The 16010-nt window shown below is 70.3% G+C and carries 14 protein-coding genes; 8 read left to right on the top strand and 6 right to left on the bottom strand.

Annotation, left to right across the window (positions count from 1 at the left end; all coding sequences use genetic code 11):
- Positions 1–81: 81 nt before the first annotated feature.
- Complete coding sequence (locus MKL01_RS27150; RefSeq protein WP_243908285.1) at positions 82–678, top strand: TIGR00730 family Rossman fold protein; 597 nt, start codon at positions 82–84, stop codon at positions 676–678.
- 55 nt (positions 679–733) lie between these two features.
- Positions 734–2521 (top strand): methanol/ethanol family PQQ-dependent dehydrogenase, encoded by a 1788-nt coding sequence (locus MKL01_RS27145; protein ID WP_243908284.1) that lies wholly within the window; start codon positions 734–736, stop codon positions 2519–2521.
- Here the strand turns inward: MKL01_RS27145 and MKL01_RS27140 are convergent.
- Entirely contained in the window at positions 2496–3425 is a 930-nt protein-coding gene (locus MKL01_RS27140) for a LysR family transcriptional regulator (RefSeq protein WP_243908283.1), read from the bottom strand. The two genes, MKL01_RS27145 and MKL01_RS27140, sit on opposite strands and share 26 nt — an antisense overlap.
- Before the next feature lie 91 nt (positions 3426–3516).
- Between MKL01_RS27140 and MKL01_RS27135 the strand changes: the two genes are divergently transcribed.
- Both MKL01_RS27135 and MKL01_RS27130 read left to right on the top strand, forming a co-directional pair.
- Complete coding sequence (locus tag MKL01_RS27135; RefSeq protein ID WP_243908282.1) at positions 3517–4386, top strand: aldo/keto reductase family oxidoreductase; 870 nt, start codon at positions 3517–3519, stop codon at positions 4384–4386.
- A 498-nt stretch (positions 4387–4884) separates the two neighbouring features.
- Positions 4885–5367, top strand: a complete 483-nt coding sequence (locus tag MKL01_RS27130; RefSeq protein ID WP_243908281.1) for a hypothetical protein — start codon at positions 4885–4887, stop codon at positions 5365–5367.
- A 237-nt stretch (positions 5368–5604) separates the two neighbouring features.
- Here the strand turns inward: MKL01_RS27130 and MKL01_RS27125 are convergent, their stop codons facing one another.
- From MKL01_RS27125 to MKL01_RS27105, 5 genes are all read right to left on the bottom strand, one after another.
- Positions 5605–6834, bottom strand: a complete 1230-nt coding sequence (locus MKL01_RS27125) for an ABC transporter substrate-binding protein (RefSeq protein WP_243908280.1) — start codon at positions 6832–6834, stop codon at positions 5605–5607.
- 316 nt (positions 6835–7150) lie between these two features.
- Positions 7151–8035 carry a 3-keto-5-aminohexanoate cleavage protein gene (locus MKL01_RS27120; RefSeq protein WP_243908279.1) on the bottom strand — a complete coding sequence of 295 codons (885 nt, stop codon included), beginning with the start codon at positions 8033–8035 and terminating at the stop codon, positions 7151–7153.
- A gap of 17 nt (positions 8036–8052) precedes the next feature.
- Entirely contained in the window at positions 8053–8811 is a 759-nt protein-coding gene (locus tag MKL01_RS27115; RefSeq protein ID WP_243908278.1) for an SDR family NAD(P)-dependent oxidoreductase, read from the bottom strand.
- Positions 8808–9758: a 3-hydroxyacyl-CoA dehydrogenase family protein gene (locus MKL01_RS27110; RefSeq protein ID WP_243908277.1), complete on the bottom strand. Its 951-nt coding sequence runs from the start codon at positions 9756–9758 to the stop codon at positions 8808–8810. Before MKL01_RS27110 ends, MKL01_RS27115 begins: the two co-directional genes overlap by 4 nt.
- A gap of 13 nt (positions 9759–9771) precedes the next feature.
- Positions 9772–10797, bottom strand: coding sequence for a cyclase family protein (locus MKL01_RS27105; protein ID WP_243908276.1), 1026 nt, complete (start codon positions 10795–10797; stop codon positions 9772–9774).
- Between the two features lie 344 nt (positions 10798–11141).
- Between MKL01_RS27105 and MKL01_RS27100 the strand changes: the two genes are divergently transcribed.
- The 4 genes from MKL01_RS27100 to MKL01_RS27085 all read left to right on the top strand — a co-directional run bounded on the left by MKL01_RS27100 (position 11142) and on the right by MKL01_RS27085 (position 15939).
- On the top strand, positions 11142–12401 hold the full coding sequence (locus tag MKL01_RS27100) for an ABC transporter substrate-binding protein (protein WP_409566350.1): 1260 nt from the start codon (positions 11142–11144) through the stop codon (positions 12399–12401).
- 19 nt (positions 12402–12420) lie between these two features.
- Positions 12421–13296 carry a branched-chain amino acid ABC transporter permease gene (locus tag MKL01_RS27095; RefSeq protein ID WP_243908275.1) on the top strand — a complete coding sequence of 292 codons (876 nt, stop codon included), beginning with the start codon at positions 12421–12423 and terminating at the stop codon, positions 13294–13296.
- 208 nt (positions 13297–13504) lie between these two features.
- Positions 13505–14425 (top strand): branched-chain amino acid ABC transporter permease, encoded by a 921-nt coding sequence (locus MKL01_RS27090; protein WP_243908274.1) that lies wholly within the window; start codon positions 13505–13507, stop codon positions 14423–14425.
- Positions 14422–15939 (top strand): ATP-binding cassette domain-containing protein, encoded by a 1518-nt coding sequence (locus MKL01_RS27085; protein WP_243908273.1) that lies wholly within the window; start codon positions 14422–14424, stop codon positions 15937–15939. The genes MKL01_RS27090 and MKL01_RS27085 overlap by 4 nt, the downstream gene beginning before the upstream one ends.
- Positions 15940–16010: the final 71 nt, after the last annotated feature.

The raw sequence follows: 16010 nt of genomic DNA, 5'->3' as shown, positions 1-16010 counted from the left end.
TCAGCAGTTTGGCGCGTGGAGCGCCCGGCGCGGGGCTCTTTCTGGACGGCTCGCAGATGGACGCGCGAGGGAGGGCGCCGGATGGCTCCGGTGAGGACAGTCTGTGTCTATTGCGGCTCCGGCTTCGGCCGGGATCCGGCCTTCCGCGCGGCCGCGGAGGTCCTCGGGACCGCACTCGCGCGCGCCGGGCTGCGCCTCGTCTACGGCGGCGGCGATGTCGGCCTGATGGGCACGGTCGCCCGGGCGGCGCTGGCGGCCGGCGGCCAGGTCACCGGCATCATCCCGGACTTCCTCCAGGCGCGCGAGCACATGCTGGCGGACGTTCAGGAGACCGTGGTGGTGCCCGACATGCACACCCGCAAGCGCCTGATGTTCGAGCGCTCGGACGCCTTCGTGACCCTGCCGGGCGGCATCGGCACCCTGGAGGAGCTGGTCGAGCAGCTGACCTGGGCGCAGCTCGGGCGGCACCGGAAGCCGGTGGTGCTGGTCTCGGTGGCCGACTTCTGGGCGCCGCTGCTCGGCCTGTTCGAGCACATGCGCGGCCACGGCTTCATCCGCGAGGGGCTCGACCTCAGCTACCTCGTCACCCGGGATGCGGCCGAGGTGGTGCCGATGCTCCGCGCGGCCGGCCATGAGCCCGATCCCGAGGCCGAGCAGATCGTCCAGCAGCGGATGTGAGCGGCGCGCAGGGGCTCCGTCTCGGCGAAGCCCCCCGCGCCCAGAGGATCCCCGGATGCGCTCTTCCATCTTCGCGGCCCTGCCGCTCGCCTGTCTCGCCGGTCCGGCATCCGCGGCCGATGCCCCGGCGTCGGCGGCCGCCGGGCCGGTCCTCCAGACCCTGGATTACGCCAACACCCGCTATTCCGGCCTCGACCGGATCGACGCCGGCAACGTCTCGCGCCTCAAGGTCGCCTGGACCTTCTCCACCGGCGTCCTGCGCGGGCACGAGGGGGCGCCGATCGTGGTCGGGCACGTGATGATCGTGCACACGCCCTTCCCCAACGTCGTCTACGCCCTCGACCTCGACCACGACGGCCGGATCCTCTGGCGCTACGCGCCGCGGCAGGAGGCGGCCACGATCGCGGTGATGTGCTGCGACACGGTCTCCCGCGGCCTCGCCTACGCGGACGGACGGCTGTTCCTGCAGCAGGCCGACACCACCGTGGTGGCCCTCGACCCGGAGACCGGCCGGGTGCTGTGGTCGGTGAGGAACGGCGACCCCGCCCGGGGCGAGACCAACACCGCCACGGTCCTGCCGGTGCGCGGCAAGGTCATCGTCGGTCTCGCGGGGGGCGAGTACGGGGCGCGCTGCCACGTCACCGCGTACGACCAGGCCAGCGGGAAACGCCTCTGGCGCGCCTACGCCACCGGGCCGGATGCCGACATGCTGGTCGATCCGGACAGGACCACCGAACTCGGGCGGCCGGTCGGCCGGGATTCGTCCCTCGGGAGCTGGGAGGGTGACCAGTGGCGGACCGGCGGGGCGTGCAGCTGGGGCTGGTTCTCGTACGATCCGGACCTGAACCTCGTCTATTACGGCACCGGCAATCCCTCGACCTGGAACCCGGCCCAGCGCCCCGGCGACAACCGGTGGTCGATGTCGCTCATCGCCCGCGACGCCGACACCGGGATGGCCCGCTGGATCTACCAGATGACGCCCCACGACCAGTGGGACTACGACGGCGTCAACGAGGCGATCCTCACCGAGCAGGTGATCGGCGGCAGGCCCCGCAAGGTCCTCACCCATTTCGACCGGAACGGCTTCGGCTACACCCTGGACCGGGCCACGGGTGAGCTTCTGGTGGCGGAGAAGTTCGATCCGAGCGTCAACTGGGCCAGCCGGATCAGCCTGGATCCCGCCGCCCCCGATTACGGCCGGCCGGTGGTCGACAAGCGCTACGCCCCCGGCGAGGCCGACGCGGACGAGACCACCAAGAACATCTGCCCCGGGGCGCTCGGCGCCAAGAACCAGCAGCCCGCGGCCTATTCGCCGCTGACGCGGCTGTTCTACGTGCCGACCAACCACATGTGCATGGATTACGAGGCGTTCCGGGTCACCTACACCCCCGGCCAGCCCTATGTCGGCGCGACCCTGACCCTGCACCCGCCGGAGGGCACCGACCGGACCGGCGCGTTCATCGCCTGGGACGGCGCCACGGGCCGGATCGCGTGGTCGATCCCCGAGCCCTTCTCGGTCTGGTCGGGGGCGCTCGCCACCGCGGGCAACGTGGTCTTCTACGGCACGCTCGAGGGCTACCTGAAGGCGGTCGACGCCCGGGACGGACATGAACTCTACCGGTTCAAGACGCCGTCCGGGATCGTCGGCAACGTCACCACCTACCTGCACGGCGGGAAGCAGTACGTGGCGGTGCTCTCAGGCGTCGGCGGCTGGGCCGGGATCGGGCTGGCGGCCGGGCTCACCGATCCCGCCGACGGCTCGGGGGCGGTGGGCGGCTACGCAGCCCTGTCGCAGTACACGGCGCCGGGCGGTCAGCTCACGGTGTTCGCCCTGCCGGAGTGAGGACGGCCTGCCGGGTCGTGACGAAGTCCACGAAGGCGCGCAGCGGCGCCGGCAGATGCCGCCGGCCCGGATAATAGAGGAACGGGCCGGAAAATTCCTGCCACCAGGGCTCCAGGACCGGCTCCAGGGTGCCGCTGTCGAGCTGCGGCCGGAGCCAATCCTCGAACAGGTGGATGATCCCGGTCCCCGCCACCGCCGCCGCCACCGCGAGGTCGCTGGCGCCGACCCGCACGATCAGCGGCCCGGCCGGATCGACCCGGACGATCTCCCCGGCGCGCTCGAATTCCCACGGCGCCGTCAGGGCGCCGCTCGGGAACCGGCCGAGCAGGCAGGCATGGGCCAGGAGGTCCCGCGGATGGTCCGGCCGGCCGCGCCGGTCGAGATAGGCCGGGGCCGCCGCGGTGGCGAAGCGCTGCCGCCGCGGGCCGATCGGCACGGCGATCATGTCGAGCTCCAGCCGCTCGTCGTAGCGGATGCCCGCGTCGCAGCCCGCCGCCAGGACGTCCACGAACCCGTCCTCGACGACCACCTCCAGGCGGATCTCGGGATAGGCCGCCAGGAAGGGCGGTACGATCGTGGGCAGGACCAGCCGGGCCGCGCTCAGGGGCACGTTCAGCCGCAGCGTCCCCGCCGGCCGATCGCGGAACCCGTTCACCACGTCGAGGGCGGACTCCACCTCGGCCAGCGCCGGGCCGAGCCGTTCGAGCAGGCGCGCGCCGGCCTCCGTGGGCGCGACGCTGCGGGTGGTCCGGTTCAGGAGGCGCACGCCGAGCCCGGCTTCCAGGCGGCGCACCGCCTCGCTGAGGCGCGACGCGCTCCCGCCCCCGGCGCGGGCACCCTCGCGAAAGCCGCCGGCCCGCGCCACGGTCACGAAGGCGGCGAGATCCGTGAAGTCGGTGCTCATCGTTCGGGAATCCGCACAGGTCGTGCCGATTGTCACGGCTTATCCGCGCAAAGGGCGGCGTCTACATCGGGGGGCCAACAGGAGATTGCCCATGACCGACATCGCGCAGGCCGGGACCTTTCAGCTCGGTGACCGCAGGGTGAAGCGGCTCGGCTACGGGGCCATGCAGCTCGCGGGGCCGGGCGTGTTCGGGCCGCCGAAGGACCGCGCCGCCGCGGTCGCGGTGCTGCGGGAGGCCGTGGCCCAGGGCGTCGACCACATCGACACCAGCGATTTCTACGGGCCGCACGTCACCAACCAGATCATCCGCGAGGCGCTCCACCCCTATCCGGACGGGCTCGTGATCGTCACCAAGGTCGGCGCCCGGCGCGGGGCCGACGCATCCTGGAACCCGGCCTTCTCGGCCGAGGACCTCACCCGGGCGGTCCACGACAATTTGCGCAACCTGGGCGTCGATGCCCTCGATGTGGTCAACCTGCGCCTGATGTTCGACGTCCACGGTCCCGCGGAGGGATCGATCGAGGCGCCGCTCACGGTGCTGGCGGACCTCCAGCGCCAGGGCCTGATCCGCCGGATCGGCCTGAGCAACGCCACGCCGCGTCAGGTCGCCGAGGGGCGCCGGATCGCCGAGATCGTCTGCGTGCAGAACCAGTACAACCTCGCCCACCGGGGCGACGATGCCTTCATCGATGAACTGGCCGCGTCCGGCACCGCCTACGTGCCGTTCTTCCCGCTCGGCGGGTTCAGCCCGCTGCAGTCGGACACCCTGTCGGCGGTGGCGGCCGGGCTCGGGGCGAGCCCGATGCAGGTGGCGCTCGCCTGGCTGCTGCGCCGGGCGCCCAACATCCTGCTGATCCCGGGGACCTCTTCCGTCAGCCACCTGCGCGAGAACCTCGCGGCGGCGGAGCTTCGCCTGCCGGAAGAGGCGCTGGCGGCTCTGGATCGGATCGGTGCGGCGTGAACGGCGGTCATCCAACCCGCAACCTCAACCGAGGGGCTCGCGCATCGCGCGAGCCTCGAAGGTGCCTTCCAGATCGCGTGCGAGCCCTGGAGCCCACCTTTGAGGCCGCTGACGCGGCATCTCGGCTGCGAGCGATGGGTTGGACGACCGTTCTCCGGACTGACCAGTCATCGTCTCGGGGCCGCGCAGTGCAAGATTGATTGTCGCAATATGCGCGTTTTCTAAAATATACATTCCAATATTAGTCCAGAAAAATTATCACACAACTGTCAAAATCAACATGATCGATCAAGTTTTATTCAAGAAAGTTGACTTTTATGCTAGAATGAAACATACGCGCGCTGCCGCAACGAGACAGATCGGAAAGACAAAGAAAGATTTCTGTTTTTTCGATCGTTCAAGATCGATACACGACGCTCAATGTGTCAAGTTATCGATATGTCTTGCTTTGTTGGCGAATAAATACGGATATTTTCCCTAGCTGATCAAGGATATCTCATGTCGATTCCATCGATTTCCAAGTTTCCGCCGCTTCCGGCCGCGTCAATCGCCGCGGACCGCGCCAGATTGGCCAGCGACGAGCTTCTTGCACGGGAGCATGTTGCTTTTGTGGGAAATAAGGATTCACAAGAAAAAACTCTTAAAATGCAGGAGAGTGAACGTAAATACAAAGAAAGTCATAAAAATAATGATTTACAAAAATATGCACTCCTCGGATTGACTGGCTCGATATTCGGATTCATGCCGGCCGGCGCTGGGAACATGGATATCCAAGCCTCGGACAACGGCAAAGCCCCGAGCGACGGAAAACCGGTCAAAGCCTCCGGCGAGGTGGCCGGCAATTCGTCTGTCAGCGACACCGCCCAGTACGCCGCTGACGTAGCTGCCGAACTCGTCCGCCAGGCGTACTCGATCGCCAACTACAATCCGCACTATCTCTCGTTCCTGATGAAGCAACACGACCTGATGACGCAACACTAGGACCGACTGCTCCGCGTGGGCGCGGGCCGCGCGTCTTCGGATGCACGGCCCGCGTTCAGAGCAGCCCGCAGGGCCGCCCGGTGCTCCATCATTCCCGTGCTCGATCGATTCGCCAAGCTTGCGACCGCTGGAAGGCGCCGTCGAACTTCCCGATCAGCATGCCGCGCGATCGCGTTATCCCTCCGGCGAGGACGCTGCGGTGGTTTCTCAAGGAGGCAATAGATACCGCAATCCGCCTTACTTCGCCGTCATGCCGGCCACCATCGGGCAGCCGCCCTCGCTCATCGGCCGGAACGCCTGCTCGGCCGGGATCGTCTCCAGCACCTTGTAGAGGTCCCATTCGCCCTTCGACTCGGACGGCGCCTTGGCCTCGAACAGGTACATCGGGTGGATCTTGCGCCCGTCCGGCCGGATCGTGCCCTTGCCGAACAGCGGGTCGTCGGTGGGCATCTCCTTCATCTTGGCCACCACCGCGGCGCCGTCCTTGGCGGAGTGCAGGGCCGCCACCGCCTTCAGGTAGTGCAGCGTGCTGGCGTAGACGCCCGCCTGGTAGGAGGTCGGCTTCCTGCCGGGCATCCGCTTCTCGAACCGCTCCGCGAAGGCGCGGGTGCCGTCGGTGAGGTCCCAGTAGAACGAGGCGGTGAAATCGAGGCCCTGCGCCACCTCCAGGCCCAGGGAGTGGATGTCGGTGATGGCGATCAGCAGGGCGGCGAGGGATTGTCCGCCCTGCCGGATGCCGAACTCGTGCGCCTGCTTGATGGCGTTGGCGGCATCCAACCCGGCATCGGCGAGCCCGATCACCTGGGCGCCCGACGCCTGCGCCTGGAGCAGGAACGAGGAGAAGTCCGGGTTCGGGAACGGCGTGCGCACCCCGCCGACGACCTTGCCGCCGTTCTTCTCCACGACGGCCTTGGTGTCCCGCTCCAGGGCGAGGCCGAAGGCGTAGTCGGCGGTGATGAAGTACCAGCTCTTGCCGCCGCGCTTGAGCATCGCCTTGCCGGTGCCGTTGGCGAGCGCCGCGGTGTCGTAGGTCCAGTGCACCGTGTTGGGCGTGCAGGCCGGGCCGGTGAGGTCGGCGGTGCCGCCGCCCGAATTGATGAAGGCCTTGTTCTTCTCCTTGGTGATCTGCGCGATGGCGAGCGCCACCGAGGAGGTCGGCACGTCGAACACCGCGTCGACGCCGTCGCGGTCGTACCATTGCCGGGCGATCGAGGCGCCGACATCAGGCTTGTTCTGATGGTCGGCGGCCACGACCTCGACCTTCAGCCCCTGCGTCTCCGGCTTGAAGTCCTCGACCGCCATGCGGGCGGCCACCACCGAGCCCTCGCCGGTGGAATCGAAGTAGACGCCGGAGCGGTCGTTCAGCACGCCGATCTTCACCGGCACGAGATCGGCCGCCAGCGCGGCGCCGGCGCTCAGCGCGCACACGGTTCCCAGCAGTGCCGCGACGCGGTGGCGGACCGTCATGTCTCTCTCCCTGTGGTGTCTCACGCGGTGGCGTTGATCGCCGCTCGCGGTGTCCGAAGGCAGCGTATCCGTGGAGGAACGCGGCTGATACCGGCACAGGTGAGGATGCCGCAGATCCGTAAGCGCCACGGCCCTCCCCCCTCTGCGAGGGAGGGTGGCCCCTGCGTCGGCAGGGGTCGGGAGAGGGGAGCGCGGCTTCAGACCGGGCGCGACCTTCATGAAGGCCGGCGTTCCATTCTGCGCCGTCGCTCCCCTCTCCCGACCCCCTTCGGCGGCCACCCTCTCCCGCAGAGGGGAGAAGGAGACGCGCGGGCGATCAGCCCCGCGGGGCCAATCCGAAGATCGCCCGCGCCTGATCGGGCGTCGCCGGCTCGCGGTCGAGATGGGCGAGCAGGCTCACCGCCTTCTCCACCAGGGCGGCGTTGCTCGGCGCGAGCCGGCCCCGGGACAGGTACAGGTTGTCCTCCAGGCCGACGCGGACGTTGCCGCCCATCCCGGCCGCCACCGCGAGGATCGGGAACTCCTCCCGGCCGATCCCGAAGGCCGACCAGACCGCGTCCTCCGGCAGCCGGGCCCGCATCGCCACCAGCGCCTCGGGCGTCGCCGGCGCCCCCCAGGGGATGCCGAGGCAGAGCTGGAACAGGGGCGGGCGCGCCAGATGCCCCTCGGCGATCAGGTGCCGGGCCAGCTCGATCTGGCCGAGATCGAACACCTCGATCTCCGGCTTCGCGCCCGACTCCCGGATCTGCGCCGCCATGGCGCGCAGGTGGCCGGGGGTGTTCAGGAACAGGTGCTCGCCGAAATTCATCGTCGCGATGTCGAGGGTGCAGATCTCCGGCCGCAGCGCCGTCACGTGCCGGGTGCGGTCCTCCGGGCCCACGAAGGTCGTGCCCGGGCCGGCGACGGCCGGATCGGGGTCGCCCGGCACGAACCGGCCCCCCGCCCCCGTGGTCAGGTTGAGGATCACGGCCTCGTTCGTCGCGCGGATCCGCTCCACCACCTCGCGGTAATGGGCGAGCTCCATGCTGGGCGCGCCCGTCTCGGGATCCCGGACGTGGATGTGCACCACCGCGGCCCCGGCGGCGGCGGCCTCGAGGGCCGATTGCGCGATGGCCTTCGGGCTCACCGGCACCGCCGGGTTCTTCCTCGGCGTGTCGAACGAGCCCGTGAGCGCGCAGGTGATGATGGTGGTGCCCGCCATGCGGTCCTCCCCGGAGCTCACATCGCCCCGCCGTCGACCGTGATCGTCTCGCCGGTGATGTAGGCGGCGCCCGCGGCGAGGAAGAAGATCGTCTCGGCGATGTCCTCCGGCCTTGCCATGCGGCGGAGCATCGTGTGCTGCACCGTCGCGGCCTTGCGCGCCTCCGGCCAGGGCTCGGTCCAGGGGGTGGCGACGAGCCCCGGTGCCACCGCGTTGACCCGCACCTCCGGGGCCAGCGCCCGGGCGAGGCTGCGGGTCAGGTTGATCAGTCCGGCCTTGCTGGCCGAATAGGCGATCGAGGAGCCGCGCCGCCCCTGCCCGGCCACGGAGGCGGTGTTGACGATGGCGCCCCGGCTCTCTCGCAGACTGGCCGCCGCCGCCCGCGAACAGCGATACGGCCCGAGCAGGTTCGTCGCCAGGATCGTGGCCCAGAAGTCCTCGGTCATCGCGTCGAGGTCCTCGAACGCGATGGGGGTGGTCGTGCCCGACGTCCCGGCGTTGTTGACGAGCACGTCGAGGCCGCCCAGCCGCTCGATCCCGGCCGCCACCATCGCTTCGGCCTCGCCGGCCCGGGATACGTCCCCGGGCAAAGCCACCACCGAGAACCCCTCCCCCGCCAGGCGCGCGGCCTCCGCGGGGCCGCGGGGATCGTCGGGCAGGTGGTTCAGCGCCACGTGGGCGCCGTTGCGGGCGAACATCGCCACCGTCGCCAGCCCGATGCCCGACGAGGCCCCGGTGACCAGGACGCGCCGCCCGGAGAGATCCGCCCCGATCATGTGCCCTCCATCCGGCCGATCCCGGCCATCGCGGCCTTGAGCGCCAGGAGCTTGCGGTCGCGCTCGCGGAACAGGTCTTCTGGCGGGCGCCCGCCCCAGTCGAAGTAGCCGCGCCCCGCCATCACGCCGGTCCGGCCGGCGGCGCAAAGGGCGTCGAGGGTCTCGGAGCGCGTGCGCGGGGGCGGCGGCGCGTAGCTCCCATTGGCGAGGGCGCGCTGCGTCAGCTCCAGGCCGGTGAAGTCGGCCTTGGCGAGGTGCCCGAGGATCGGGATGCGTAAGGAGAGCCCGTGGATCACCGCGTCGTCGATGTCCTTCGGCGCGGCGACGCCCTCATCGAGGAGCCGGAACACCTCGGCGCTGATCGCCTGCTGGATGCGGTTGGCGATGTAGCCGGGGATGAAGCGCTTGAGCACGATCGGCACCTGCCCGAGGCCGCGCACGAGGTCGGCCATCGCGGCGACCACCGCCGGATCGGTGCCCGGCCCCGGCACCACGTCGACCAGGTCGACGATGTAGGGCGGCGTGTACCAGTGCAGGATCAGCGCCCGGGCTTGCCGGGCTTCCGGAATCAGCGGGAAGACGTCGAGGTAGCTGGTGTTGCTGGCGAGGATCGCGTCCGGCGTGCAGAGCCGGTCGAGATCCGTGAAGAGGGCGCGCTTCGCCTCCGGGTTCTCGGTGATCGCCTCGATCACGAGGCCGGCGCCCGCCACCGCCGCGTCCAGCTCCGCCTCGACCCGGACGGCCCCCCTGAGCCGGTCGGCATCCCAGCCCTCCGGAGCGGCGTCCGCCTCCCGCAGGGTCGCGAGCGCCGAGGCCATCAGGGCGGGCACCCGGGCGCGGGTCTCGGGCTGGGTGTCGGTGATCCGCACGGCGTGGCCGTGCAGCGCCAGCACCAGGGCGATGCCGTGCCCCATCAGGCCGCCGCCGATGACTGCGATCTCGGTCATGCTCTCGGCATCCCTACACCGTGGCGATCGGCGTCGTCGGCGAGCCGACCGCGCCGGGCAGGCGCAGCGGCGGGGCCGTCAGAAGGAACCGGTTCCGGCCGTGCGCGCGCAGCCAGTCGGCGAGCGGCGTCAGGTGCCACAATTCGCCGAGGTTGACCCCGAGCTTGAACAGGCAATGCTCGTGGAGCGGCAGGGTCGCGCAACAGGCGGGGCCGGGACCGGCCGGATAGGCCTCCACGGCGTAGTTGTCGGCGATCAGCGCGCACAGGCCGGTGCGGGTGATCCAGTCGAGGAGCGCAGGGTCGCGCCCGTCGAGCCCGGCGCAGAGGTTGTGGACCTGCGTCGGATCGGGCGCGCCGCCCATGGCGATCAGCCGCTCGGCGAAGCCCGTGTGCAGGCAGACCATGTCGCCGGGCTCCACCACGACGCCGTCGGCCTCCAGGATCCGGGCGAGCTGGCCGTAGCCGACCTTCACCTTGGCGTCGCCGAGATGGGCGCGCAGGTCGATCATCACCGCCCGGCCCTGCATGCCGGTCTCGGCGAGGCGCTCGATCCCGAGCCGCTTCGCCCGGGACGGCTGATCGGCGGTCTCCGGGCTGCTCGGCCCGACGATGTCCCGGCCGCCGCGGAAGCCGTTGTAGAAGGTCGGCGCAGCGCCCGTGCCGTCCGCATCGTAGAGCGACCCGACATGGGCGAGGGAGTCCCACTGCGTCGAGTATTGCAGGTGGATCACCGCGCGGTCGTCGCAGATCACGTCGGTGGCGCCCTCGACCTCCTCGCAGACCGGGAAGTTCATGTTGGGCCGGCCGTTGGCGCGGCGGGTCGGGGTGATCTGCGGCGGGTGCCGGCGCGGGTTCAGGACGTTGCCGCCCGGCAGATCCAGCGGCAGGCTGAGGCAGAAGGTCAGGCCCTCCCGCACCTCGGCGACGCCCTGGCGCACCTTCTCGGGGGTGAGCAGGTTCAGGCGCCCCAGCTCGTCGTCGGGGCCGAAATCACCCCAGGTCGAGCCCTCGGGCCGCCGGGTCCAGCGGAGCGTCATGGGGTCGGTCTCCGGCATGGCCGGGCGCCGCGGTCCGGGATCGACCCGGACACGGCCGCGCGTGCGTTCCTCACCTGTCTGCCGCCCTTCTTCGAGGCCGTGGGCCCGCATCGTGCGGTGCCGGGCACCAACCTAGGCCGGAGCGGCGCCGCCCGGAAGTCCGCGGGCGGACAGCGCGGGCGTCGTGAAACCCCGCCGCACCCGCGCGCCGGACGCGGCGCGAACGACTCCCCGGAAACGTCACCCGCGCCGCGTCGGCCGCCCCTTGTGATCCGTCCGGCCCCGGCTACAGTCGACGCCAAGCCCACGAATAAAGAATGCGGGCGCTCAGAGAGGAAGCATCGATGTCCGACACCGCGCGCGCCGACGCCCGGCGCGTCCAGATCCGGCGCATGCTGCCCGCGCTGCTGGCGGCGGGCTCGATGCTTGCGGGGCCGGCGCGGGCCGCCGATCCGATCCGGATCGGGGTGATCGCCGAGGCGCAGTCGGTGGCCGGCGCCTCCATCCCGCAGGCGGTGCAGCTCGCCGCCGACGAGATCAACGCCAGGGGCGGCGTCGACGGACGGCAGATCCAGGTCGTCACCTACGACGACAAGAGTTCCGCGTCCGACGCGGTCCGGGCCTTCCAGCGGGCGGTCTCCGAGGACAAGGTCAACCTCGTCATCGCCAGCTACATTTCCGAGGTGGTGCTCGCGCTGATGCCCTGGGCGGCCCGGCTGAAGACGCCGATGATCACCCCCGGCGCCGCCTCCAACGAGATCAGCGTGAACGTCCACAAGGATTACGCGCGCAACAAGTACGTCTTCCACGGCTACCTGACCTCCCACGCCCTCGCGCAGGCGGTCTGCGACTCGGCCAAGGAGGCGCTGGTCGGCCCCCTCAAGGCCAAGACCGCGGCGATCATGAGCGAGGACGCGGCCTGGACCCGGCCCCTCGACGCCGCCTACGAGGAGTGCCTGCCGAAAGCCGGGCTGAAGGTGGTGGAGCATGTCCGGTTCTCGCCGGACACGGGGGATTTCACGCCGATCTACAACAAGATCGAGGCGGCCAAGCCCGACCTGATCGTCACCGGCATCGCCCATGTCGGCGTGCAGCCGACCGTGCAGTGGCAGAACCAACAGGTGCCGATCGCCATGACGGGCATCAGCGGTCAGGCGACCTCCTCGACCTTCTGGGCCAACACCAACGGCGGCACGCAGGGGGTGCTGTTCGACAGCGTGGCGCTGCCGGGCGTCGCGCTCACCGAGAAGACGATTCCCTTCGCCGAGGCCTTCACCAAGCGCTTCGGCGGGGCGCCGTCCTACGCCGGCTACATGGCGTACGACGCGATGCACTACACCGCGGACGCGATCGGACGGTCCCGTTCGACGGAGGCCGACAAGCTCGTGGAGGCCCTGGAGGCGACCGACTGGGTCGGCACGGTCGGCCACATCAAGTTCTACGGCAAGGACGAGCCGTTCACGCACTCGATCCAGTACGGACCCGGCCTGATGACGAGCGTGCTCGGACAGTGGCAGGGCGGCAAGCAGGTGGCGATCTGGCCGGCGGCGACCGCCAACGGGGCCATGATCCTGCCGCCCGCGGTCAAGCCGGCGGTGCAGTAGTGCGGGCGGGGAGAGCGCTGTGATCGGCCTCCAGATCCTCGTCGACGGCTTCGCGATCTCGGCCCTCTACGCGCTCGGCGCGATGGGCTTCACCCTGATCTTCGGGGTCTCGGGCGTCCTCAACCTCACCCACGGCGCCCTGATGGTGATGGCCGCGGTGGCGGCCTGGGCGGCCTCGGCGCTGTTCGGGCTCGGCTCCTATGCGGGCGCGGCGATCGGCGTGCTGTGCGGGCTCGCGGGCGCCCTCGTGACCTACTTCGCGGTCGTCGCGCCGATCGAGCGCAGCAAGGCGATCCCGCGGGAGGAAAAAGAGATCTTCGTGCTGACCGGCACCCTGCTCTGGGGGATCATGATCCAGGAGCTGGTGGCCTACTTCTTCACCGACAATCCGAAGACCGTGCTGCCGATCGTCGAGGGCGTGGTCGAGATCGCCGGCGTGCGCACGCCAAAGAACGAGCTCTTCACCGCGGTGATCTGCTGGGTGGTGATCGCCCTGCTCTGGCTGTTCGTGAACCGAGCGCGGGCGGGCAAGGTCCTGCTCGCCGCCTCCATGAACCCGCGGGGGGTGACGCTCCTCGGCCACGACATGGCGCGGATCTACGTGGCGGTCTGGGCGATCTACGGGCTGCTGGCCGGCATCGCCGGGGTGCTGCTCGGGATGTTCCTAGGGGTCTCGTCCTACTCGGTGGGTCCGCTCACCGCGAGCGCCTTCTCGATCGTGGTGCTGGGGGGCTTAGGGTCGGTCACCGGCTCGCTGATCGCCGCCTACGTGGTGGGCTATCTGGAGACCGCCACCGCCTACCTGATCTCGCCCGCCTACCGGGTGATCCCGGCGCTGCTGCTGCTCGTCGCCGTAATGTACCTGCGCCCGCAGGGCCTGCTGGGGCGGCGGTGATGGTTTTTTTTACACCACGGGTCCCCGACCCGCGCCCTCATCCTGAGGCGCCCGCGTCAGCGGGCCTCGAAGGAGCCCTCCAGCCAGCCGCGCGATCCGTGGAGGCCTCCTTCGAGGCCGCTGGCGCGGCACCTCAGGATGAGGGGAATGGTTGGGAAAGACCTCTGCGCCGAACGAGCCTGATCGTTATCCTGCGCGAGGCCACCCCATGAAGCTCCTCACCACCCCCGGCTTCTGGATCGCGATCCTCGCCGTCCTGGCCGCCGCGACCCTGCCCTGGTGGGTCTCCGGCTACATCCTCGGCCTCCTGACCATCGCCTACTATTTCGGCGTGTTCGCCATGGCCTGGGACCTGCTCTTCGGCTTCGCCGGGGAGGTCAATTTCGGCCCGACCTTCCTGATCGGGCTCGGGGCCTACGGCGCCGGCATCCTCAACAACCGCTACGAATTGCCGATCCCCTACTGCCTCGCGGCGGGGACCCTGCTCGCCGTGGTCGGCGGCATCGCCCTGGCGCTGCCGGCGCTCAAGGTGCGGGGCCCCTATTTCGGGCTGATCACCCTGGTGGCGGTCCTGCTCCTGCAGAACATGATCGTGGTGTTCTCCGACCTCACCGGCGGCGAGATCGGCCTCACGGTCCCCGACGTCATCTCGATCGACACCGACACGAACTACTGGCTGGCGCTCGGCTTCATGGCGGTCTCCGGGCTGATCCTCACGGCCATCGCCCGCTCGCCCGCGGGGCTGATCCTCCAGGCCGCCGGCCAGGACCCGGTGGTGACCGGGGCGCTCGGCTTCAACGTCGCCAAGCACAAGCTCGCGGCCTTCGCGGTCAGTGCCGCCTTCTCGGGCCTCGCGGGCGGCCTGGTGGTCTTCTACATGGGCACCGCCTCGGTCGGCACGCTGATCAACACGGCGGTGGGCGTGCAGGTGATCATCGCGGCGGTGCTCGGCGGCCGGCGCACCATCGTGGGCGCGGCTCTGGGCGCCGTCTTCCTGATCGCGGCGGGCGAGGTGCTGCGCCCGCTCGGCGGACTCTCGACCTTCGTGGTCTCGGCGGTGGCGCTCCTGGTGATCCTGTTCGTGCCCTCGGGGCTGCTCGGCCTCGCATCCTTCAGGAGCGCCCGATGACCGTCGCCGTGAGGCCCGCGCCGCCGCAGGCGGTCGCCCCCGCCCCCGTCACGGCCGAGCCCTGCCTCGCCGTGCGCGGCCTGACCAAGCGCTACGGCGGACTCGTCGCCGTCAAGGACGTCGACCTCGACCTGCGGCCCGGCGAGATCCTCGGCCTGATCGGCCCGAACGGCTCGGGCAAGTCCACCGTGATGAAGCTGATCATGGGCCTGGAGCGGCCGAGCGCCGGCTCGATCCGCCTGGACGGCGCCGAGATCGGCGGGATGCCGGCCCACCGGGTCGCCCGTGCGGGGATCGGGCTCGTGTTCCAGCACGCCCGGCCGCTCCAGCGGCAGACGGTGCTGGAGAACATCAGCCTCGCGCTCCTGCCCGACAGCCTGATCCGGCTGGCGGCCGATCCCCACGTCGCGCGCCGTGCCAGGGAAATCGCCGAGCGGGTCGGCCTCGGCGCCGTCGTCGACCGGCGGCCCGGCACCCTGCCCTTCGCGGACCTGCGCCGGCTGGAACTCGCCAAGGCCATCGCCCGCGACCCCCGGGTGGTTCTGGTCGACGAGCCCTTCGCGGGCCTCACCGGCGGCGAGGTCGCGTCCTTCTCCGAGCTGATCCGGGGCTTTCGCGATGAGGGCAAGGCCGTGCTCCTCGTCGACCACAACGTGAAGAGCGTCTCGGCCCTCGTGGACCGGGTGTTCGCCATGTATCTCGGCGAGCGCATCGCCGAGGGCTCGGCCGAATCCGTGATGGCCGACCCGACCGTGCGCCGGGTCTATCTCGGCGGCAGCATCGAGACCGCCGCCCGGCCCGAGGCGGCGTTCAAGCCGGACTCGCTCCTCACCGTCGAGAACGTCGACGTGCTCTACGGCAAGGCGCAGGCCCTGCGCGGCGCCTCGATCCACGTCCACGAGGGCGAGTTCGTCTCGGTGGTCGGCCTCAACGGTGCCGGCAAGACGACGCTGTTCAACGCCATCTCGGGCCTCGTGCCGCACGGGGGCACGATCCGGTTCCACGGCCAAGACCTCGCCCGGATGAAGCCCGCCGCCATCGCCCGGGCCGGCATCGTCCAGGTGCCGGAGACCCGCGAGCTGTTCGGCGATCTGAGCGTGCGCGAGAATCTCGACCTCGGCGGCCAGCACTTCCCGAAGGCCGAGAGCGCCAAGCAGCGCGACTGGCTCTACGAGCTGTTCCCGATCCTCAAGGCCCGCGAGGGCCAGAGCGCCCGCACCCTCTCGGGCGGCGAGCAGCAGATGCTGACCATCGCCCGGGCGCTGATGATGCGCCCGCGCCTCCTGATCCTCGACGAGCCGACGCTGGGCCTCGCCCCGGTGATCCTGGAGCTGCTGTCGAAGGCGCTGGAGAAGCTGCGCCAGACCACGCCGATCACGGTGCTGCTCGGCGAGCAGAATGTCACCTTCGCGCTGCCGCACGCCGACCGGGTCTACGTGCTGGAGCAGGCCCGGGTCGTCTGGGAGGGCCCGCCGCAGCGTTTCGCCAGCGAGATGGGTTCGGCGTATCTGTGAGGGGGGCTTCCCCTGCCCTGGCGATCCCGGGCCTGCCCGGGATCGCTCGAGCTCGCGGGGAGGAGAGAGGC

The organism is Methylobacterium sp. J-070 (assembly GCF_022829385.1).
Classification (GTDB): Bacteria; Pseudomonadota; Alphaproteobacteria; order Rhizobiales; family Beijerinckiaceae; genus Methylobacterium.
Note: the sequence above shows the minus strand (reverse complement) of the source record. Positions and strands in the feature narration are given on the sequence as shown.